Annotated in this window: 18 protein-coding genes; 15 read left to right on the top strand and 3 right to left on the bottom strand. The window is 68.1% G+C overall.

Translation table 11 applies throughout. The features are described from left to right. Positions 1 to 95 precede the first annotated feature (95 nt). From pdxH to NM962_21450, 8 genes are all read left to right on the top strand, one after another. On the top strand, positions 96 to 716 hold the full coding sequence (pdxH, locus tag NM962_21415; GenBank protein ID UVO14880.1) for a pyridoxamine 5'-phosphate oxidase: 621 nt from the start codon (positions 96 to 98) through the stop codon (positions 714 to 716). 16 nt (positions 717 to 732) lie between these two features. Further along, positions 733 to 2,025 carry an MFS transporter gene (locus NM962_21420; GenBank protein ID UVO12386.1) on the top strand — a complete coding sequence of 431 codons (1,293 nt, stop codon included), beginning with the start codon at positions 733 to 735 and terminating at the stop codon, positions 2,023 to 2,025. 98 nt (positions 2,026 to 2,123) lie between these two features. After that, complete coding sequence (locus tag NM962_21425) at positions 2,124 to 3,422, top strand: citrate synthase (protein ID UVO12387.1); 1,299 nt, start codon at positions 2,124 to 2,126, stop codon at positions 3,420 to 3,422. 5 nt (positions 3,423 to 3,427) lie between these two features. Further along, the gene (locus NM962_21430; GenBank protein ID UVO12388.1) at positions 3,428 to 3,796 is read left to right on the top strand and encodes an FKBP-type peptidyl-prolyl cis-trans isomerase; all 369 of its coding nucleotides are present in this window, start codon (positions 3,428 to 3,430) and stop codon (positions 3,794 to 3,796) included. Further along, complete coding sequence (locus NM962_21435) at positions 3,797 to 4,297, top strand: hypothetical protein (GenBank protein ID UVO12389.1); 501 nt, start codon at positions 3,797 to 3,799, stop codon at positions 4,295 to 4,297. An 81-nt stretch (positions 4,298 to 4,378) separates the two neighbouring features. After that, positions 4,379 to 5,470 carry an OmpA family protein gene (locus NM962_21440; GenBank protein ID UVO12390.1) on the top strand — a complete coding sequence of 364 codons (1,092 nt, stop codon included), beginning with the start codon at positions 4,379 to 4,381 and terminating at the stop codon, positions 5,468 to 5,470. Between the two features lie 12 nt (positions 5,471 to 5,482). After that, a complete protein-coding gene (locus NM962_21445) occupies positions 5,483 to 5,635 on the top strand; it encodes a hypothetical protein (protein ID UVO12391.1) in 153 nt (50 codons plus the stop codon). After that, complete coding sequence (locus tag NM962_21450; GenBank protein ID UVO12392.1) at positions 5,635 to 6,369, top strand: hypothetical protein; 735 nt, start codon at positions 5,635 to 5,637, stop codon at positions 6,367 to 6,369. Before NM962_21445 ends, NM962_21450 begins: the two co-directional genes overlap by 1 nt. Before the next feature lie 19 nt (positions 6,370 to 6,388). On the opposite strand, the gene NM962_21455 is transcribed toward NM962_21450, so the two are convergent. Both NM962_21455 and NM962_21460 read right to left on the bottom strand, forming a co-directional pair. Beyond that, complete coding sequence (locus NM962_21455; protein UVO14881.1) at positions 6,389 to 7,723, bottom strand: HAMP domain-containing histidine kinase; 1,335 nt, start codon at positions 7,721 to 7,723, stop codon at positions 6,389 to 6,391. A 17-nt stretch (positions 7,724 to 7,740) separates the two neighbouring features. Further along, a complete protein-coding gene (locus NM962_21460; GenBank protein UVO12393.1) occupies positions 7,741 to 8,442 on the bottom strand; it encodes a response regulator transcription factor in 702 nt (233 codons plus the stop codon). Between the two features lie 147 nt (positions 8,443 to 8,589). On the opposite strand from NM962_21460, the gene NM962_21465 reads away from it, so the two are divergent. The 3 genes from NM962_21465 to NM962_21475 all read left to right on the top strand — a co-directional run bounded on the left by NM962_21465 (position 8,590) and on the right by NM962_21475 (position 13,119). Beyond that, complete coding sequence (locus NM962_21465; protein ID UVO14882.1) at positions 8,590 to 10,305, top strand: ABC transporter ATP-binding protein/permease; 1,716 nt, start codon at positions 8,590 to 8,592, stop codon at positions 10,303 to 10,305. After that, on the top strand, positions 10,302 to 12,065 hold the full coding sequence (locus NM962_21470; GenBank protein UVO12394.1) for an ABC transporter ATP-binding protein/permease: 1,764 nt from the start codon (positions 10,302 to 10,304) through the stop codon (positions 12,063 to 12,065). The genes NM962_21465 and NM962_21470 overlap by 4 nt, the downstream gene beginning before the upstream one ends. Before the next feature lie 199 nt (positions 12,066 to 12,264). Further along, the gene (locus NM962_21475) at positions 12,265 to 13,119 is read left to right on the top strand and encodes a DMT family transporter (protein ID UVO12395.1); all 855 of its coding nucleotides are present in this window, start codon (positions 12,265 to 12,267) and stop codon (positions 13,117 to 13,119) included. 74 nt (positions 13,120 to 13,193) lie between these two features. Here the strand turns inward: NM962_21475 and NM962_21480 are convergent, their stop codons facing one another. Continuing rightward, on the bottom strand, positions 13,194 to 14,672 hold the full coding sequence (locus NM962_21480) for an acetyl-CoA carboxyl transferase (protein UVO12396.1): 1,479 nt from the start codon (positions 14,670 to 14,672) through the stop codon (positions 13,194 to 13,196). A 27-nt stretch (positions 14,673 to 14,699) separates the two neighbouring features. Between NM962_21480 and NM962_21485 the strand changes: the two genes are divergently transcribed. Genes NM962_21485 through NM962_21500 form a run of 4 tightly spaced genes read left to right on the top strand, consistent with a single transcriptional unit; the run spans position 14,700 to position 20,584 of the window. Then, entirely contained in the window at positions 14,700 to 15,431 is a 732-nt protein-coding gene (locus NM962_21485) for an enoyl-CoA hydratase (GenBank protein UVO12397.1), read from the top strand. A gap of 53 nt (positions 15,432 to 15,484) precedes the next feature. After that, positions 15,485 to 16,597, top strand: a complete 1,113-nt coding sequence (locus NM962_21490; GenBank protein UVO12398.1) for an MBL fold metallo-hydrolase — start codon at positions 15,485 to 15,487, stop codon at positions 16,595 to 16,597. Between the two features lie 4 nt (positions 16,598 to 16,601). Beyond that, positions 16,602 to 18,173 carry a serine hydrolase gene (locus tag NM962_21495; protein UVO12399.1) on the top strand — a complete coding sequence of 524 codons (1,572 nt, stop codon included), beginning with the start codon at positions 16,602 to 16,604 and terminating at the stop codon, positions 18,171 to 18,173. Next, positions 18,170 to 20,584 carry a cation-translocating P-type ATPase gene (locus tag NM962_21500; protein UVO12400.1) on the top strand — a complete coding sequence of 805 codons (2,415 nt, stop codon included), beginning with the start codon at positions 18,170 to 18,172 and terminating at the stop codon, positions 20,582 to 20,584. Before NM962_21495 ends, NM962_21500 begins: the two co-directional genes overlap by 4 nt. Positions 20,585 to 20,605: the final 21 nt, after the last annotated feature.

Raw genomic sequence — 20,605 nt, forward strand, 5'->3', positions numbered from 1 at the left:
CGCTTGCTACCGGCCGGTAACGACGGCTGGTCTGCGGCGCGGCGTAGCGTTGTGCGGTGCACAGGACCGGCCCCGACAACGAGCACCTGGCGGCGATGCGAGTGGAATACCAGGAGAAGGACAACAGCGGCGACCTCGACGCGGACTGGCTCGAGGAAGGTTGGGAGGTTTTGCTGCGTAACTGGATCGGCGACGCCGAGCGCGCAGGGATCGCCGAGCCCAACGCCATGGTGTTGGCTACCGTCGAGGCCGGCCGTCCGGTCAGCCGCTCGGTGCTGTGCAATAACCTCGACGGATGCGGTGTGACGTTTTTCACCGACACCGACTCCGCCAAGGCTGCCGAGCTGGCCGCGACACCGTACGCATCGGCCACTTTTCCCTGGTATCAGCTGGGCCGCCAGGTCCACATTCGCGGGCCGGTCACGATGCTCGACGAGTCGGTCAGCGCCGAGTACTGGTCCCACCGACCGCGGGCGTCCCAGTTGGGTTTCTGCGCCTCGCAGCAGTCGCAGCCCATCGCGTCACGGGCCGCGCTGCTGGCGCAGTTGGACGCTGTGACGGCCCAATTCGCCGGCGCCGAGTCGATCCCCGCGCCGTCGAACTGGCGTGGCTACCGGATCGCCCCGGCGGTGGTGGAGTTCTGGCAGGGCCGGGAAGGCCGGTTGCACAACCGGATTCGGGTTACCGGCGGGCGGGTGGAGCGACTCCAACCGTGAGTCCGGTGCTGCGCAAATGAGAATATTCGCCGACACCACTCCGCTGCGCAGTCCCGATTTCCGACGGCTGTGGGTGGCCGGGATCCCGACCGTCATCGGGGCGAACCTGACCATCTTCGCGGTGCCGGTACAGATCTACGCGCTGACCCGCAGCTCGGCCTACGTCGGGCTGTCCGGTCTGTTCGCGCTGGTGCCGCTGGTCGTCTTCGGTCTGCTCGGCGGCGCCTGGGCCGACGCCATGGACCGCCGCAAGCTGCTGATCATCGCGTCCTGCGGGCTGGCGGCGGCCTCGCTGCTGCTGTGGTTCCAAGCCGCGGCCGGACTGGAGAACGTGTGGGTGGTGCTCGGTCTGCTGGCCGTCCAGCAGGGTTTCTACGCGGTCAACTCCCCGACCAGATCCGCAGCGATTCCGCGGCTGGTGGCCGGCGGCGATCTGCCGGCCGCCAATTCGCTCAACATGACGGTCATGCAGTTCGGGGCGATCGTCGGGCCCCTGCTGGCCGGGCTGCTGCTCGGCTGGGTCGACCTGTCCACCCTGTATCTGATCGACGCGGTGACGTGCCTGGTGCCGATCTGGGCGACGTTTCGGCTGGCGCCCATGCCGCCGAGTGGGTCGTCGGGCCCGTCCCGCTTCGGGATCGCGGCCGTGCTGGACGGATTCCGTTACCTGGCCGGCAACACCGTGGTGCTGATGTCGTTCGTGGTGGACCTGATCGCCATGATCCTCGGCATGCCCAGGGCACTGTTCCCGCAGATCGCCAGCGCGGACTTCGGCGGGCCCGTGGAGGGCGGCACCACCATGGCCCTGCTGGCCGCGGCGATGTCGGCCGGCGCGGTGCTCGGCGGGGTGTTCTCGGGGTGGCTGCCGCGGATCACCCGTCAGGGCCTGGCCGTGGTGGCTGCGATCGTGATCTGGGGAGTGGCCATGATCGGCTTCGGACTCGCGGTCGGCCACGGCGGAGGGCACGCGGGCCGAGCGCTGTGGGTGGCGCTGGTGTTCCTGGCGGTCGGTGGCGCCGCGGACATGGTCTCGGCGGCGTTCCGCTCGACGATGCTGCAGCAGGCCGCCTCCGACGAGATCCGTGGCCGGCTGCAAGGGGTGTTCACCGTGATCGTCGCCGGTGGCCCGCGGCTCGCCGATGCGGTGCACGGTGCCGCCGGCGCGGTCGTGGGGACGGCCGCGGCATCCGCCGGCGGCGGGGCCCTGGTGGTGGTGGGTGTGATGCTCGCAGCCCTGGCAGCGCCCGCTTTCCTGCGCTATCGCCGGCCCGGCGCTGTACACCGACCGCCGCCACCGGAACGTCGATAGGGGATACCTCGGCCCCGGGCGGGCGCGTCGGCCCGGAACCGACTACCTTTTCCTATACACGCCCAATCTTTCAGCCGAATAGCGCAAAGGGGTTCCTTGTGGCCGCAACCGATGACACCGCCACTCTCCGGTATCCGGGCGGCGAGCTAGAACTGCCGATCGTCAAGGCGACCGAGGGGTCCGACGCTCTCGCCATCGGTTCGCTGCTCGCCAAGACCGGCTACACCACGTTCGACAATGGCTACGCCAACACCTCGCCGGTCAAGAGCGCCATCACCTACATCGACGGTGACGCCGGCATCCTGCGCTACCGCGGTTACCCGATCGAACAGCTGGCCGAGAAGTCGACCTTCATCGAGGTCAGCTACTTGCTGATCTACGGCGAGCTGCCTACCTCTGACCAGCTGGCCGCGTTCACCGGCCGGATTCAGCGGCACACCATGCTGCACGAGGACCTGAAGCGGTTCTTCGACGGCTTCCCGCGCAACGCCCACCCGATGCCGGTGCTCTCCAGCGTGGTCAACGCGTTGAGCGCCTACTACCAGGACTCGCTGGACCCGTCGGACAACGACCAGGTGGAACTGTCCACCATCCGGCTGCTGGGCAAGCTGCCCACCATCGCTGCCTACGCCTACAAGAAGTCGGCCGGCCAGCCGTTCCTGTACCCGGACAACTCGCTGAGCCTGGTGGAGAACTTCCTGCGGATGACGTTCGGCCTGCCGGCCGAGCCCTATGAGGCCGACCCCGAGGTGGTCCGCGCCCTGGACATGCTGTTCATCCTGCACGCCGACCACGAGCAGAACTGCTCGACGTCGACGGTGCGGCTGGTGGGCTCCTCGCGGGCCAACCTGTTCACCTCGATCTCCGGCGGCATCAACGCGCTATGGGGCCCGCTGCACGGTGGCGCCAACCAGGCGGTGCTGGAGATGCTCGAGCAGATCCGCGACCAGCAGAACGGCAACGTCACCGACTTCGTGCGCAAGGTCAAGAACCGCGAAGACGGCGTCAAGCTGATGGGCTTCGGCCACCGGGTCTACAAGAACTATGACCCGCGGGCGCGCATCGTCAAGGAACAGGCCGACAAGATCCTCGGCAAGCTCGGCGGTGATGACGAACTGCTCAACATCGCCAAGGACCTCGAAGAGGCCGCGCTGACCGATGACTACTTCGTCGAGCGCAAGCTCTACCCGAACGTCGACTTCTACACCGGCCTGATCTACCGGGCGATCGGCTTCCCGGCCCAGATGTTCACGGTGCTGTTCGCGCTGGGCCGGCTGCCCGGCTGGATCGCGCACTGGCGCGAGATGCACGACGAGGGCGACAGCAAGATCGGCCGGCCCCGCCAGATCTACACCGGCTACACCGAGCGTGACTACGTTGGCATCGGCGGACGGTAACCACCATGACTAATCCGGCCAAGCCTCAGATCACCGTTCCGACCGGCCCGGCACCCGCCGACCTGGTCATCGAGGACATCGTCGTCGGGGAAGGCCCCGCGGCCGTCCCCGGTGGCGTCGTCAACGTGCACTACCTCGGCGTCGACTACGACAGCGGCGCGGAATTCGACAGCTCGTGGAACCGCGGCGAATCCCTGGAGTTTCCGCTGGACGGGCTCATCTCCGGTTGGCAGGACGGCATCCCGGGCATGAAGGTGGGCGGCCGGCGTCAGCTGGTGATCCCGCCGGAGCTGGCCTACGGACCCGCCGGAACCGGGCACCCGCTGGCCGGCAAGACCCTGGTCTTTGTGATCGACCTGCTCGGCACCCGCTGAGTGCGTGCCCGGCTGATCGGGGCAGCGCTGGCAACGGCGCTGCTCGCTGCGATCGGTTACGGCCTACTGGAACGCGCGGAGCAACCCGTCGCCGCCCCGGCAGTGCCAGTGCCAGGGCCGGTGTCGGTGTCGGTGACCCGTCACGGTAGTGAATTCACACTCGCCGGGGACGTCGCCGATCCGGCAGCCAAACGAGAGCTGTTGGACGCGGTGATTACCTCGAGTGACGGTGTCACCGTCGTGGATCGTCTCGCGGCGGTGCCCGGAGCGGTGACGGTCGACTTCTCTGGCGCGGCCCCGGTGTTCGAGGCGGCCGCGGGCATCGGCGATTTCACCCTTGCGATCACCGGCGACACCGTGACGCTGGGCGGGACCGTGGCGAAGACGGACGAGGCGGCCGCCGTGCAGGTCGCTGCCGAGGACGCCTGGGCGCGGGCGCGCATCGTCAACGAGCTGGCGACCAGCTCCCCGGGCGGGGAGAAGTCCACCAAAAACGACTAATAGCCTCCATTAGCAAATCGAAACTCCTACACTCGCGGTGTCCTGGACTCGCGGGTGTTTTTCGGTCTTCAAGGAGGATCCATGCCAGGCTCAGAAAACCCCACTGTGACTGGCTGGCGAAAGGTCTCGCGGTTCTACCGCCGGCCTCCCGGCTTCGGCTGGCTCCTGGCCCTTGCGGTAATTCCGTTGCTACTGGCGTTGATTGGTTACGGCATCACCGATCGTTCCAAGCTCGACATCAACGGGCCGAATATCAATCCACCGGACATCGCCGCGCCGTCACTGTCGGTACCGAGTGTGAGCCTGCCGGGTGTGTCCTTCGCCCCGTTGGCGATTCTGCGCAACGGCAATGTCATCACCCTCAACGGGGATCTGCCTGACATCGCCACTCGAACCGGACTGCTCGACATGCTCAAGGGAGTGTTCGGCAGCGGTGTGCAGTTGGTCGACAACCTCAACATCAAGGCCCGCGTCACCGCACCCGACCTGTCCAGCCTGGGAGCGGTGTTCAAGGCCGCCGTGTCCATGCCGGACTTCAAATTCAAGGTCGTCGGCGACACCGTCACGCTGATCGGAACCGCGGCGTCCGAGGCGGTCAAGTCCGCCGTCGAGGCGGCCGCGAAAGCGGCGTGGCCGAACCTGAAGTTGCTCAACAACATTGAGGTCTCGGCTGGCGAGAGTCAGGCGGCACCTAGTGCCACCGGGGCGCCAGCGCCAACACCGACACCGACGCCATCGCCGGCCCCGGCTCCCGCACCCGCGCCATCGGGAAGCGCCCCGGCTCAGACGCCGGCCCCGAGCCCGGCCGGTGACTGCGGCAATCTGCAGGACGACATCACCGCTTTGATGAGCACGCCGGTCAGGTTCGTCACCAACGGCTACACCCTGTCGGCGGGCACGCGGGACCAACTGAGCCGGGTGGCGGAGAAGGTGAAGGGCTGCCACAACGCTCGCGTCGCGGTCAACGGCTACACCGACAACACCGGCAACGACGGCATCAACGTGCCGCTGAGCACCGCCCGTGCCAAATCAGTGGCCGACTTCCTGGTGGCCCAGGGCGTCCCCGCCAACAGCGTCACGTCCAAGGGATTCGGCTCGGCCGACCCGGTCGCCAGCAATGCGACACCGGATGGTCGTGCCCAAAACCGTCGCGTCGCGATCACCGTGAGCTAAGGAGAATCTGCAATGGATTTCGTCATTCACTGGCTGTGGTATCTGCTGGCATTCGCGGTGGGCTCGGCGGTCGCCTGGTTACTCACCGTCGTCTCGATCCGCCGCACCAGCAAGGAAGAAGCCGTTGCGGCGCTTCCCGGCTCGCGTGAGATAGGAGCCCACTGATGCACGGCGTCAATTGCTGGTTGATGGGACTGTCATTTCTGTTGGGTCTGCTGCTGACATTCGCCTTCACCATCCGGCGGGTCAAACGTGAGGTGCCGGTATCGGCGGCATACGGGGCCGCCGGTGCGGCGGCGAGCGCACCCACAGCCCCCATCCCGACCGGCGGCGCGGGCGCCCGACCGGGCTCGGCGGCCAAGCCCCCCGGCGGTCTGTTGCCCTCGGAGGCCGAGACCACCGCGATGGCGATCGGCGGAGCGCCCTACGGCGTGGGTTCGGCACGCGCGGGTGCCGGCGGCATCGGCCCGGCCGGCTGGACGATCAAGGGCAACGAGGACTCGATGCTCTACCACACCACCGACAGCCCCTGGTATGACCAGACGATTGCCGAGGTGTGGTTCGCCGAGGAGAGCGCCGCCGTGGCTGCCGGATTCACCCGCTGGGACAAGGGCAAGGCCGCGCGCGGCCCCAGCGGTACTGCCAAGCTGGTCGCCGACGTCGAGGAGATGCCGCCCGGCCCGTACGGTCCGGGATCCACCAAGGCCGGCCCCGGTGGCAGCGGACCGCTGGGCTGGACGGTCAAGGGCAACGAGGACTCGATGCTCTACCACGCTCCGGCGAGCCCGGCCTACGACGCGACGATCGCCGAGGTGTGGTTCAAGGACGAACAGACCGCGGCGGCGGCCGGCTTCCAGCGCTGGGACAGCTGGCGCAAGGACAAGAAGAAAAAGAAGTGACGAGTCAGGCGTAGTGCGCTCAGCTCGGTGGCGGAAGCCGCAGCAGCAGACGTACCCCGCCCAGCGGGCTGTCTTCCAAAGACGCCGTGCCGCCATGCAGTTCGGCCTGTTGCGCCACCAGGGCCAGCCCGAGACCGGACCCCGAATGCGATGCCGTCGACCCACGGGAGAACCGCTCGAAGACGATTCGGCGCTCTTCCTCGGGAAGCCCGCCGCCGTTGTCGTCGATGGCGATCTCCACGCCTTCGCGTGAGGTCACCGCCGACAACTGCACCTGGGTTGCGCCGCCGTGCTTGACCGCGTTGGCGATCGCGTTGTCCACGGCCAGCCGCAGTCCGGCCGGCAGCCCGACGATGATGCAGGTCGGCGACGGCACCAGCGAGACGTTCAAGTCGGGGAAGACCCGCATCGCGTCGTGGGCCGCCCGGTCGAGCAGATCGGTGATGTCGACCGGCACGTGATCATCGGAGGTGGACAGTTCGCCCTGCGCCAACCGCTCCAGGGCCGACAGCGTCGCCTCGATCCGCGTCTGGGTCCGCACGACGTCGTGCAGCACCTCCTTGCGCTGGTCGTCCGGCAGGTCCAGGGTGGTCAGCACCTCGAGGTTGGTGCGCATCGCGGTCAGCGGGGTGCGCAGTTCATGCGAAGAGACGGCGGCGAAGTCACGCGCGGAGGCCAGTGCCTCTTGGGTGCGGTCGCGCTCTTTCCAGATCCGCTGCAGCATGCCGCGCATTGCCTCGGCGATCTCCACCGCCTCGGTGGCGCCGCGCACCTCGATCTCCGGCCGTTCGTCGCCGGCGTCGATCGATCGCGCCTGCTGCGCCAGCCGTCGCAGTGGTCGTACCGCGAATGCCGTCAGCAGCCAACCCAGCAGCGCGGCCGCTCCGATCGCGACGGTACAGAGCAGGATCACCCGTCGGTGCAGGTTGTTGGTGTCGGCGAGGGTGGCGTCGTAGGTGGCGCCGACGGCCAGCGACCGTGGTCCCGGCCCGGGGATGTCGACGGTGCGCACCCGGTAGCGCACGCCGTCGATCTCGGTGTCGGCGTAGCCCGGCTCCAGCTCCGGCAGCACCACGCTGGAGTTCGACGTCACTTGGTTGGCTCGCCGCAGGGTGATGACCGCGTCGGTGGCGCCGGCCGCCCGGGGCAGTTCACCCAGGCCGATCAGCGGAACGGTCAGCCCGGCCGCCTCGTCGAGCCGGCGGTCCAGCCAATACTTGCGGTCGTTGGTGATACCGACCCACACGATGGCGCCGATGATAACCGTTACGATCGCGGTGCCGATCGCCGTCACCAGCATCACCCGGGTCCGCAGCGACGGTGTTCTGGCGAAGATGCGCCGCAGCAGTTTCATGACGTTCACGGCCGCACTCACTGCGTTCGCAGGACGAAGCCGACCCCGCGCACGGTGTGCAGCAGTCGCGGAGCACCACCGGCCTCCAGCTTGCGCCGCAGGTAGCCGATGAACACGTCGACGACGTTGGTGTCGGCGGCGAAGTCGTAGCCCCAGACCAGCTCGAGCAGCTGCGCGCGCGACAGTACTGCGGTCTTATGTTCGGCGAGCACGGCCAACAGGTCGAACTCCCGCTTGGTCAGGTCCACGTCGACGCCCTTGACCCGGGCGCGGCGGCCCGGGATGTCGACCTCCAGCGGGCCCACCGTGATGGTCTCCGAGGAGGAGCTGGCCGCCGACCCGCGCCGCCGCAACATTGCCCGAACCCGGGCCACCAGCTCGGCAAGCACGAACGGCTTGACCAGGTAGTCGTCGGCGCCGGCCTCGAGCCCGGCCACCCGGTCGTCAACCGAACTGCGCGCGGACAGCACACAGACCGGCACGTCGTCACCCATGGCCCGCAGTGCCGTCACCACACTCACGCCGTCGAGCACCGGCATGTTGATGTCGAGCACGATGGCGTCGGGACGGGCTTCCTTGGCACTGCGCAACGCTTCGGCGCCGTCGGCCGCCGTCGCCACCTCGAAGCCGGACAGTCGCAGTCCGCGTTCCAGCGAGGCGAGCACGTCGGAGTCGTCGTCGACGACCAAGACTCGGGGTGAGGCAGCGGCATTGTCCATGGTGGCCATTTTGCCTGAACATGGCCACCAAGCGCGGGATGCGCCGCGGGTCGCTCCGATCAATCTAGGGTCGACTGCGTGAAACCGGCGTCCGCGCTGCGCGGCCTGCTGCCCTACCTGCGCCCCTACCGGGCTCGCTGGGTCGCCATGGTGACGGTCGCCGTGCTCAGTCTGGTCGCCACCGTGGTGATCCCGCTGATGACCAAGGCCGTCATCGATGGACCGGTGCAGCACCGTGACCAGCCCGGGCTGTGGGTGCTGGGGACGGCGGCAACCGCGCTCGGGGTCATCGAGGCGCTGCTGTTGTTCGTGCGGCGCTGGCTGGTCGCGCCCACCACCATGGGTGTGGAAGCCGACATCCGCAAGGATCTCTACGCCCGGCTGCAGATCCTGCCGATGACCTTTCACGGCCGGTGGCAGTCCGGCCAGCTGCTGTCGCGGGCCATGAACGACCTGTCCGCGGTGCGGCGCTTCCTGTCGTTCGTGGTGGTGTTCCTGGTGCTCAACACGGTGCAGATTCTGGCGGTCACGACGATCCTGCTGGTGCTCTACTGGCCGCTGGGCGCGGTTGTTTGCGCGTCGCTGGTCCCGGTGATGGTTGCCATCTCGCACTTCCGGCGCCAGTACACCCGGCTGACGCGCCAAGCGCAGGACCAGGCCGGCCAGGTGGCCACCGTCGTCGAGGAGTCTGCGTTGGGTCTGCGCACCATCAAGGCGTTCGGACGCGAGGAGTACGTGTTTGCGCGTTTCGATGCCCAAGCCGCAAAGCTGCGCGACCTGGGCGTCAAGAAGGTGGTGGTGTCGTCGAAGTTCTGGACCCTGTTGGAGGTGATCCCGAACTTCACGTTGATCGGGGTTATCGCGGTCGGCGCGTACGCGGCCGGGCACCAGCTGGTCACGATGGGCACCCTGGTCGCGTTCGTCACGCTGATGCTCTCGCTGATCTGGCCGCTGTCATCGTTGGGCTTTTTGCTGTCGGCCACCCAGGAAGCGATGACCGCCGCCGACCGGATCACCGAGATCTTCGATGCGCCCCTCGAGATCACCGACGGTGACGACCCCGTGCCACCGGCGGGCCGGTTGGAGTTGCGCGATGTCGGATTTCGGTTTGCCACCGGGGCGGGCACTGCCGCCCCATGGGTGCTGCGCGGGGTCAATCTGACCGTCGAACCCGGCGAGACCGTCGCTCTGGTGGGCGCCACCGGCTCGGGGAAGTCGGTGCTGGCGATGTTGCTGTCCCGGCTCTACGACGCGCATGAGGGCCAGATCCTCATCGGCGGCCGGGACATCCGCACACTGACGTTGGCTGCGTTGCGCTCGGCGGTGGTGACCGCCTTCGACGACCCCACCCTGTTCTCGATGTCGGTGGCGGAGAACCTGCGGCTGGGCCGGCCCGAAGCGAGCGACGCGGAACTGGCCCACGCCCTGGAGGTGGCGTCGGCCGATTTTGTCTACGAGCTGCCGTCCGGGCTGGACACCCGCATCGGGGAACAGGGCCTGAGCCTGTCGGGCGGGCAGCGGCAACGGCTGTCGCTGGCCCGGGCCCTGGTGGCGGCGCCGACGATCCTGGTGCTCGACGACACCTTGTCGGCCCTGGATGTGCACACCGAGGCCGCCGTGACCGATGCGCTGCGCCGAGCACTGCGAACCGGGCCGCAGCCGATCACCGGGCTGGTGGTGGCCAACCGGGCGTCCACCGTGGCGCTGGCCGACCGGGTGGCGCTGATCGAGGGTGGGACCATAACCGCGATCGGGACTCACGCCGAGCTGCTGGCCGAGGTGCCGCGGTACCGCTATCTGCTGGCAGCAGACGATGAGCTGGACGACGGCGCCGAACACCTCGTCGACTGGGCACGCGGGTGACGGCCGAGCCGGGCCGGGCCGCGGCGCGGGGTCTGCTCTGGTCGTTATTGCTTCCGTATCGGTTTGCGGCGCTGCTGATGGTGGTGGCGATTGTGGTGGAAAACGCTGCCCGGCTTGCGGTTCCAATACTCGCGCAGCGCGGAATCGACCGGGGCATCCCGCCGATCGCCGCGGACGGCTCGATCCGGCAGCTGAGTGTGATCGTGACGGCGCTCGCGGTGGTGGTGTTCACGCAAGCCATCAGCCGGATGCTCTTCCTGCAGTGGTCGGGCACGATCGGGCAGCAGATGCTGCTGGAGCTGCGGCGCCGCGTGTTCCGCCAGTTTCAGCGCCTGGATGTCGGGTTCCACGAGCGCTACACCTCGGGCCGGGTGGTCAGCAGGTTGACCAACGACGTCGACGCGATCCAGGACATGCTGCTCACCGGGTTCGACGGCCTGGTCGGCGCCGCACTCACGATGGCAGGTACGGCGGTGCTGCTCATCGTGCTGGACTGGCGGCTGGGCCTGATGTGCCTGATCGCCTTTCCGGTGCTGGTGGCGTTGCTGCGATGGTTCCGGGGCGAATCGTCGAAGAACTACGCCGCGGTGCGCGAGCATGCCGCGCGGGTGATTGTGCAGTTCACCGAGACCATGATCGGGATCAAGGCGGTGCAGGCCTATCGCCGAGAGGCCCGCAATCAGGAGATCTTCACGGAAGTCGCCGACCAATACCGCTCGGTGAACGAGAAGGCATTCAGACTGGTCGCGGTCTTCTCGCCCGGGGTCAAGCTGGTCGGCAACCTCACCACCGGTGTGGTGCTGCTCTACGGGGGCTGGCGAGTGTTGCACGGGCACATGACGATCGGCACCTTCACCGCGTTCCTGCTTTATCTGCGGATGTTCTTTGAACCGATGCAGGGCATCTCGGAGTTCCTCAACACCTTTCAGTCGGCCACCTCGGCGCTGGAGAAGCTGGCCGGGGTGCTGGCCGAAAAGCCCGCCGTCACCGACTCGGCTGGTCCGCAGACCGTTCCCGGTGGGGTGCGCGGTGAGATCGACTTGCGTGACGTGCATTTCGGCTACCGGGAAGGCCAGTCAGTGCTGGCCGGTATATCGCTGAACATCCCGGCCGGCCAGACGGTGGCGCTGGTCGGCAGTACCGGAGCCGGCAAGTCCACCATCGCCAAACTGATCGCCCGGTTCTACGATCCGGGGTCGGGAGCGGTGACGTTGGACGGCGTCGACCTGCGTGCGTTCACCCAGGCGGCGCTGCGCCGTCACGTCGTGATGGTCACCCAGGAGAACTTTCTGTTCACCGGCACAGTCGCCGACAACATCAGGTTCGGTCGTCCCGATGCGACTGGCGCCGAGGTGGCCGCCGCGGCGACGAGTGTGGGCGCCGACGCATTCATCACCGCCCTGCCCGACGGTTACGACACCGATGTCGCCAAGCGGGGCGGGCGGCTCTCGGCGGGCCAGCGTCAACTGATTGCGTTCGTGCGTGCCTTCCTCGCCGACCCGGCGGTACTGATCCTCGACGAGGCGACGTCTTCGCTGGACATCCCCGGCGAGCGGATGGTGCAGAAGGCGCTGCGCAACGTGCTGGCTGGGCGGACTGCGCTGGTGATTGCCCACCGGCTCTCCACGGTCGAGATCGCCGACCGGGTTCTGGTGATCGAGGGCGGGCGCATCGTCGAGGACGGGCCGCCGGCCGAGCTGATCCGCGCGGAGGGCCACTACGCCGCCCTGCACGACGCGTGGCTGCGCTCGTTGGCCTGAACGGCGGCATGCGCGCGCTTCGGGGCGGGTTAAATCCAGGTGAATTTAAATGATCCGACCTGCGAACATCGGGATGTGGGGCGCAAAGATCCCGCAAACGCAGGACTTTCCAAGCAAATTGCCCACTTAGGCTTTCCGACGTGATTGTCACATCGAACGCTAAGGCCGCCAAGAAGGCCGAAGCTGCCAAGGCAGCTGCGTGATCGGTTCGCCGACGGCGCAAGGGTTGGCCTTGGCGTCGGCCACCAGTTTCGGGATCAGCGACTTCGTGGGCGGTGTCGCGTCGCGGCGGGTCGCTGCGCTCCGCGTGGTGTTGGTGTCCACCCCGGTCTCGATGGTGATGCTCGGAATGCTCGCCCTGATCGGCGGCGGGCACATCACGACGAGCACGGTGGTCTTGGGCATGCTCGGCGGACTCACCCAGGCCCTGGGCATCTGGTGGTTCTACGCCGCCATGGCCGCGGGCCCGATTTCGGTGGTATCGCCACTGGCCGCAGTGGTCGACGCCAGCGTGCCGGTGTGCGTCGGACGGATGCTGGGGGAACGTCCCGGCATGCTCGCCAGCGCAGGTATCGCGGTGGCGCTGGGCGCGGTGGTGTTGATCAGCTGGCACGCCGGCGACGACGGCGTCCATCGGCCGGGGCTCACCCACCGCGTGCTCTGGTTGACGGTCGCCTCGGGGGTGGCCCTGGGGTTGAACTTCGTCTTCCTGGACCGCACTCCGTCGGATTCCGGGCTGTGGCCCCTGTTGTTCGCGCGTGCCGCGGCCACGGTTCTGGTGATCGCCGTCGCGGCGGCCAGTCGCAATTTGAAGGTGCCTTCGGGCACACCGCTGCGGCTGGCGTTCCTGATCGCACTGCTCGACACCGCCGCCAACGTCACCATGCTGTTCGCGTTGAAGCTCGCGCTGCTGTCACTGGCCAGCGTCTTGATCTCGCTGTATCCCGCCGCCACGGTGATCTTGGCGGTCGTCTTACTGGGGGAGCGGGTGCGTTTCCGGCAGGTGATGGGGATGGTGCTGGCGGGAGTGGCCGTAGCGATGATCACCGGTTAGGTGATCGCCTCCGCGAGACCGACGTTTTGCAGGTCGCCACTCACACTTTCGCTGCAAAACGTCGGTTTCGGTGATCAACCGGGCAACCCGATCCGGCGGTAGCGCTCCAACCGGGCCGCCATCCGCTGCTCTGCGGGCACCCCGCGCAGTGCCGACAGCTCGACGGCGACGGCCCGCGACATTCGCTTGGCGAAGTCGATCGGCTCCTCGGCGGCATCCGGGTGTTCGCCGACGATCACATCCACGATCCCGTGCGCCTGTAGATCCGCCGAACGGATGCCCTGCGCCGCGGAGAGCTCCGGAGCGTGGTCGGTATCGCGGAACACGATGGCACTGGCGCCCTCCGGCGGCAACGGCGCCAGCCAGCCGTGCAACGCGGCCAGCACCCGATCCGCCGGCACCATCGCCAGCGCCGGACCGCCACTGCCTTGGCCCAGCAGCACCGACACCGTCGGCACCTCAAGGGTGACCAGCTCGGCCAGACACGCCGCGATCTGCGCTGCCAGGCCACCCTGCTCGGCCTCCACCGACAGTGCAGGCCCGGGAGTGTCGATGACCAGCACCAGCGGCAGCCGCAGGCCCGCGGCCAACGCCATGCCGCGGCGCGCATCGCGCAGCGCGATCGGGTCGGTCAGCCGATCTGCGCCCCGCAGCTGCCCCAACACCACGGCGGGCTGACCGCCGAAGCGCGCCAACGCCAGCAAGATCGTGGCATCGCGTTCGGTGCTGCCGGTCCCCGACAAGAACACCCGCTCGGTGGCGCCGTGCCGCAGCAGAAACCCGACGCCCGGCCGATCCGGACGCCGCGACGCGCACACGGAGTCCCACGCCGGAACGTTGGGAATCGGCTCAGCGGCCGGCTTCGCCGGAGCCGGAGCCGGATCGTCGAGCATCACCTTCAGCGTCCGCGCGCAGGTGCGCCGCAGCCACTTCAGCGGGATGACGCCGTCGATCACCCCGTAGGCCTGCAGGTTCTCGGCGGTCTGGACGCCCGGCGGGAACGGTGCGCCATAGAGCTGTTCGTAGACCCGCGGCCCCAGAAAGCCCACCAGTGCCCCCGGCTCGGCTAGCGTGACGTGCCCCAGTGAACCCCAGGACGCGAACACCCCGCCGGTGGTGGGGTGACGCAGGTAGACCAGGTAGGGCAGGTGAGCGCGCTTGTGCAGTTCTACCGCGGCGGCGATCTTCACCATCTGCAGGAATGCGACGGTGCCCTCCTGCATCCGGGTGCCGCCCGAACTCGGCGACGCCAGTAGTGGCAGTCGTTCGGCGGTGGCCCGCTGGACTGCGGCGGTGATCCGCTCGGCGGCAGCTACCCCGATGGAGCCGGCCAGGAAGTCGAAGTCGCTGGCGATCACCGCGACCCGGCGGCCGTTGATCCGGCCCTCCCCGGTCAGGACCGCCTCGTCGCGGCCGCTGGCAGCCCGGGCCGCCGCCAGCTCGGCGGCATAAGCGTCACTGACCGGCACGGCCAGCGGCGCGGCGTCCCAACTGAGGAACGAGCCGCGATCCAGCACCGCATCGCGCACTTCATCGGCCCCGGTCCGGCTCACAGATCGAGGCTAATAGGCTGGTTCGTCATGATCGGTGTTACCCGCGATGAAGCCGTCACGACTATCGAGTTGCAGCGCCCCGAGCGCCGCAACGCGTTGAACTCCCAGCTCGTCACCGAGTTGCGGGAGGCGGTCTTGGACGCCGCCACCCACGACGTCCGGGCGATCGTGCTGACCGGGCAGGGCACCGTGTTCTGTGCCGGCGCGGATCTGTCCGGTGACGCGTTCGCTGCCGACTACCCCGACAAACTGGTCGCCCTGCACCAGAGCATCGCCGACGTCCCGGTGCCGGTGATCGGCGCCATCAACGGGGCCGCGATCGGCGCCGGCCTGCAATTGGCGATGGTCTGCGATCTGCGGGTGGTGGCCCCCGAGGCGTTCTTCCAGTTCCCGGTCGCCAAGTACGGTCTGGCGCTGGACAACTGGAGCATCCGGCGGCTGACCTCACTGGTCGGCTACGGGCGGGCCCGGGCGATGATGCTGACCGCGGAGAAGCTGCCCGCCGACGCGGCACTGCTCACCGGGATGGCCAACCGGATCGGCACCCTTGCCGACGCGCAGGCCTGGGCGCACGAGATCGCCGGGCTGGCGCCGCTAGCGCTGCAGCACGCCAAGCGGGTGCTCAACGACGACGGCGCCTACGAGGAGCAGCAGCCGGCGCACAAGGAGCTGTTCGACAAGGCTTGGGGTTCCCAAGACGTCATCGAGGCCCAGGTGGCGCGGGTGGAGAAGCGGCCGCCGAAGTTCCAGGGCGCCTAACCGGCGCCATCGAAACGGCGGAGCCCGCGGGCCGCCACCATAGACTCGTCGTCATGCTGCGTGGAGCACTTCGACTGGCGGGAACCACAGCGTCGCTGGTTGCTGGGGGCTGGACGCTACGTGCGCTGCGGGGCACGCCCACCGCGTTGGGCGCGGCGCCCACTGCGATCGATGCGGTGGCTTCCCGGTCCAGGAATTACCGCGACGGCATCTTCCACAACATCGAACGCGTGGCAATGGTCAACATGGACCGCGAACAACAGCGGCTGATGGTGCGCGAGCTGTTTGCCGACCGCATCGGGCGGCGGCCCACCACGCCGATTCCGCTGGAGGTGCCCGACTTCAGTGTCAACGTCGAGCCGCTGGCGATCACCTGGCTGGGACACGCGACGGCACTCGTGGAGATCGACGGCTATCGCGTGCTGACCGACCCGGTCTGGAGCGAGCGCTGTTCGCCGTCGGACGCGGTCGGTCCTCGACGGCTGCACCCCCCGCCGGTGGGGCTCGGGGCGCTGCCCGCGGTCGACGCGATCGTCGTCAGCCACGACCACTACGACCACCTCGACATCGATACCGTCACCGCGCTCGCCCGCAGCCAATGGGCGCCGTTCGTCGTTCCACTGGGAGTCGGAGCGCACCTGCGTGCCTGGGGCATCCCCTCCGAGCGAGTGATCGAACTCGACTGGGACGAGAACACCACGCTGGGGGATCTCACCGTGACCTGCACCCCGGCGCGGCACTTCTCCGGGCGATTCCTGACCCGCAACCAGACCCTGTGGGCGTCGTGGGTGATCGCCGGTCCCGAGCACCGGGTCTACTTCGGCGGCGACAGCGGATACACCGGTAGCTTCAGCACGATCGGCGCCCAGCATGGCCCCTTCGACGCCACGCTGTTGCCGATCGGGGCCTACAACACCGCCTGGCCCGACGTCCACATGAACCCGGAGGAGGCGGTCCAGGCGCATCTCGACTTGAACGGCGCGGCGTCGGGTCTGCTGGTGCCGATTCACTGGGGCACGTTCCGGTTGGCGCCGCACCGCTGGGCCGAGCCGGTGGAACGGCTGCTGGCCGCCGCCGACGCCGCGGGGATAGCAACGGCAGTGCCCAAACCCGGTGGTTCAGTGCGACCCGGCGCCGCCGCGCCCGCAGCGTGGTGGAGGCTCTAGCACCATGACCAGGTGGGCGGCTACGGCCGGGGCCACGGTGCTGGCCGTTGCGTTGAGCGCGTGCACTCCAGCGGCGACTCCGGCCATGCAGCAAGACACCCCGCCCAACGAGGTGTCCGGAGTGGACATTCCCGCGGGCCGCGTCGCTGCCGCGGTGGCCAAACTCGACGGCCTGGCGCAGCAGCTGATGACCAGCACCGGAATACCCGGGCTGGCGGTCGCGGTCGTCCACGGCGGGCAGGCCGTGTACGCCAAAGGCTTTGGTGTGCGCGACACCCGCAACGGTGACGGACCGGACAATGCGGTCAACGCCGACACGGTGTTCCAACTGGCTTCGATGTCCAAACCCGTCGGTGCCACCGTGGTGGCACAGCAGATCAGCGCGGGAATCATCGCCTGGGACACCCCGGTGGTGACGCAGCTGCCCTGGTTCGCGCTGTCGGACCCCTACGTCACCGACCACATCACCATCGCCGACCTGTACGCCCATCGGTCCGGGCTGCCCGATCACGCCGGCGACCGGCTCGAAGACCTCGGCTACGACCGCCGGGAAGTGCTGCAGCGGCTCAGATACCTGCCGCTGGCCCCGTTCCGCAACAATTACGACTACACCAACTTCGGGCTGACCGCCGCTGCCGAGGCGGTCGCCGCCGCCGCCGGCGTGCCCTGGGAGCAACTGTCGGCCGACGCGCTGTACCGCCCGCTGGGGATGGCCTCAACCAGCTCCCGCTACGCGGACTTTCTCGCCCGACCCAACCGCGCACTCACCCACATCAAGACCGACGACAGCTATCAGCCGCGCTACCAACGCAATCCGGACGCCCAGTCACCGGCCGGCGGGGTCAGTTCCTCGGTGAACGACATGACCAGCTGGCTGGCCATGATGCTGGCCAACGGCAGCCATGACGGCACCCAGATCATTGCGCCCGAAGCGATGCTTCCCGCGATCACGCCGCAGGTGATCAGCGCCCCCGCCGGAGTCGGCACTGCCCGGGCAGGGTTCTACGGCGAGGGATTCAACGTGTCGATCACCTCATCCGGGCGCACCCAGTACGGCCACTCCGGTGCTTTCCTGCTGGGCGCCGCGACCGCGTTTTCGGTGCTGCCGTCCCAAGACGTCGGAATCGTCGTGCTGACCAACGCCACCCCGATCGGGGTCCCGGAGACCTTGATCGCCCAATTCCTCGACCTGGTCCAGTACGGCGAGATCCGCGAGAACTGGCCGACGCTGTACCGACAGGCGCTGGCGCCGATGTCGCAACCCGAAGGCGCGCTGGTGGGTGCGGGGCCACCGGCCCATCCGGCTCCCGCCCGGCCACTGTCGCAATACGTCGGCGAGTACGCCAACCGCTATTGGGGACCGGCCACCGTCACCGAGGACCACGGTGCGCTCGATGTGACGCTCGGGCCGGCACGCAGGCGATTCCGGTTGAGCCACTACGACGGTGACACCTTCACCTTCGCCCTGCAGGGCGAGAACGCGTCGGACGGAACGATATCCAAGGCCACTTTCGCCAAGGACGCGGTGGAGCTGGAGTACTTCGATCACGACAAGCTGGGAAGGTTCACCCGTTGACGACAGCGCGAACCGCAGGCCTCACCGACGCGCAAGTCGCCCAGCGGCTCGCGCAGGGCCAGACCAACGACATCCCTGCCCGCGCCGCGCGCAGCGTTCTCGAGATCATCCGAGCCAACGTCTTCACCCGGATCAACGCGATCCTGGGTGTGCTGTTGGCCATCGTGCTCACCACCGGCTCACTGATCAACGGGCTGTTCGGGTTGCTCATCGTCTTCAACAGCGTCATCGGAATGGTGCAGGAGATCCGGGCCAAACAGACGCTGGACAAGCTGGCCATCGTCGGCCAAGCGAAACCGTTGGTGCGCAGGCAGTCCGGGACACAGCAGCTTCCGCCGGGACAGGTGGTGCTCGACGACGTCATCGAGCTGGGCCCCGGTGACCAGATCGTCGTCGACGGCGAGGTCATGGAGTCATCCGACCTGGAGGTCGACGAGTCCCTGCTCACCGGTGAGGCCGACCCGATCGGCAAAGATCTGGGCGACCAGGTGATGTCGGGCAGTTTCGTGGTCTCCGGCAGCGGCGCCTATCGGGCCACCCGGGTGGGTCGCGAGGCGTACGCGGCCAAACTGGCCGAGGAGGCCAGCAAGTTCACCCTGGTGAAATCCGAACTGCGCAGCGGTATCAACCAGATCCTGAAATTCATCACCTACCTGTTGATCCCGGCCGGGCTGCTGATCATCTACACGCAGTTGTTCACCACCGACGTGGGCTGGCGGGCATCGGTGCTGGCGATGGTGGGCGCCCTGGTGCCGATGGTCCCCGAGGGACTGGTGCTGATGACGTCGCTGGCGTTCGCGGTCGGGGTCGTGCGGCTGGGGCAACGGCAATGCCTGGTGCAGGAACTGCCCGCGATCGAAGGTCTGGCCCGCGTCGACGTGGTCTGCGCCGACAAGACCGGCACTCTCACCGAGAACGGAATGCGGGTATCGGAGGTCGCCGAACTCGATGGCGCCGAAAGCCTTCCGGTACATCAAGCACTGGCCGCGCTGGCCGCCGAAGACGCCCGCCCCAACGCCAGCATCCAGGCAATTGCCGAGGCGTTCCCGACCTCGCCGGGCTGGACGTCGAGCGCCTGCGCGCCGTTCAAGTCGGCCACCAAATGGAGCGGTATCTCCTTCTCCGAACACGGCAACTGGGTGATCGGGGCGCCCGATGTCCTGCTTGAACCGTCCTCGGCGGCCGCCGAGCAGGCCGAACGGATCGGGGCGCGCGGCCTGCGTGTCTTGTTGCTCGGGGTCTGCGACCAGCCCGTCGACCATCCCGAAGCGCCCGGACAGGTGACTCCGGCGGCGTTGGTGGTGCTCGAGCAGAAGGTGCGACCAGACGCCCGCGAGACATTGGATTATTTTGCCGCGCAGGACGTGTCGGTGAAGGTTATCTCCGGCGACAACGCGGTCTCGGTGGGCGCGGTGGCCGCCGAGCTGGGGTTATCCGGAGACGCGATGGACGCCCGCAAGCTGCCCACCGAACCGGATCGACTGGCCGGTGCACTGGAGGAACACACCGTGTTCGGCCGGGTGCGCCCCGATCAGAAGCGGGCCATGGTGCACGCCTTGCAGGCGCGCGACCACACCGTGGCGATGACCGGCGACGGCGTCAACGATGTGCTGGCGCTCAAGGACGCCGACATCGGGGTCGCAATGGGGGCGGGCAGCTCAGCGGCTCGCGCGGTGGCCCAGATCGTGTTGCTGGACAACAAATTCGCCACCCTGCCCTACGTAGTGGGCGAGGGGCGTCGGGTGATCGGCAACATCGAGCGGGTGGCGAACCTGTTTTTGACCAAGACGGTGTATTCCGTGCTGCTCGCACTGCTGGTCGGGCTGGTCGGGCTGGCGTCGGCACTGTTCGGCACCAAGCCGTTGCTGTATCCGTTCCAGCCGATCCATGTCACGGTTGCGGCGTGGTTCACCATCGGCATCCCGGCGTTCGTCCTGTCGCTCGCACCGAACAATGAGCGGGCGCACCCCGGCTTCGTACGGCGGGTGATGAGCGGGGCGCTGCCGGCCGGCGTCGTGGTGGGCATCGCCACATTCGCGTCCTACCTGGTGGCGTACCGCGGCAGCGAGGCCACCGCGGTCCAGCAGATCCAGGCTTCCACCAGCGCGTTGATCACTCTGCTGACCACCGCGGGATGGGTGCTGGCGGTGGTGGCGCGGCCCTATCAATGGTGGCGGCTGCTGTTGGTGATCAGCTGCGGGTTGGCCTACGTGGCGATCTTCGCGATGCCGCTGACCCGGGAGAAGTTCCTGCTGGATCCCTCCAACGTGGCACTGACGTTGCTGGCGCTCGGCATCGGCGCGCTCGGCGCGGCCGCCATCGAGGCGATGTGGTGGGCCCGGGGCGGCATGCTCGGTGAGCGGCCGAAGTTGTGGCAGGGGTCGGCAACGGCCACAATGGCCCAGCGATAAACCGCGACACAAGGGGAAAGC

This window comes from Mycobacterium sp. SVM_VP21 (genome assembly GCA_024758765.1).
GTDB lineage: Bacteria > Actinomycetota > Actinomycetes > Mycobacteriales > Mycobacteriaceae > Mycobacterium > Mycobacterium heraklionense_C.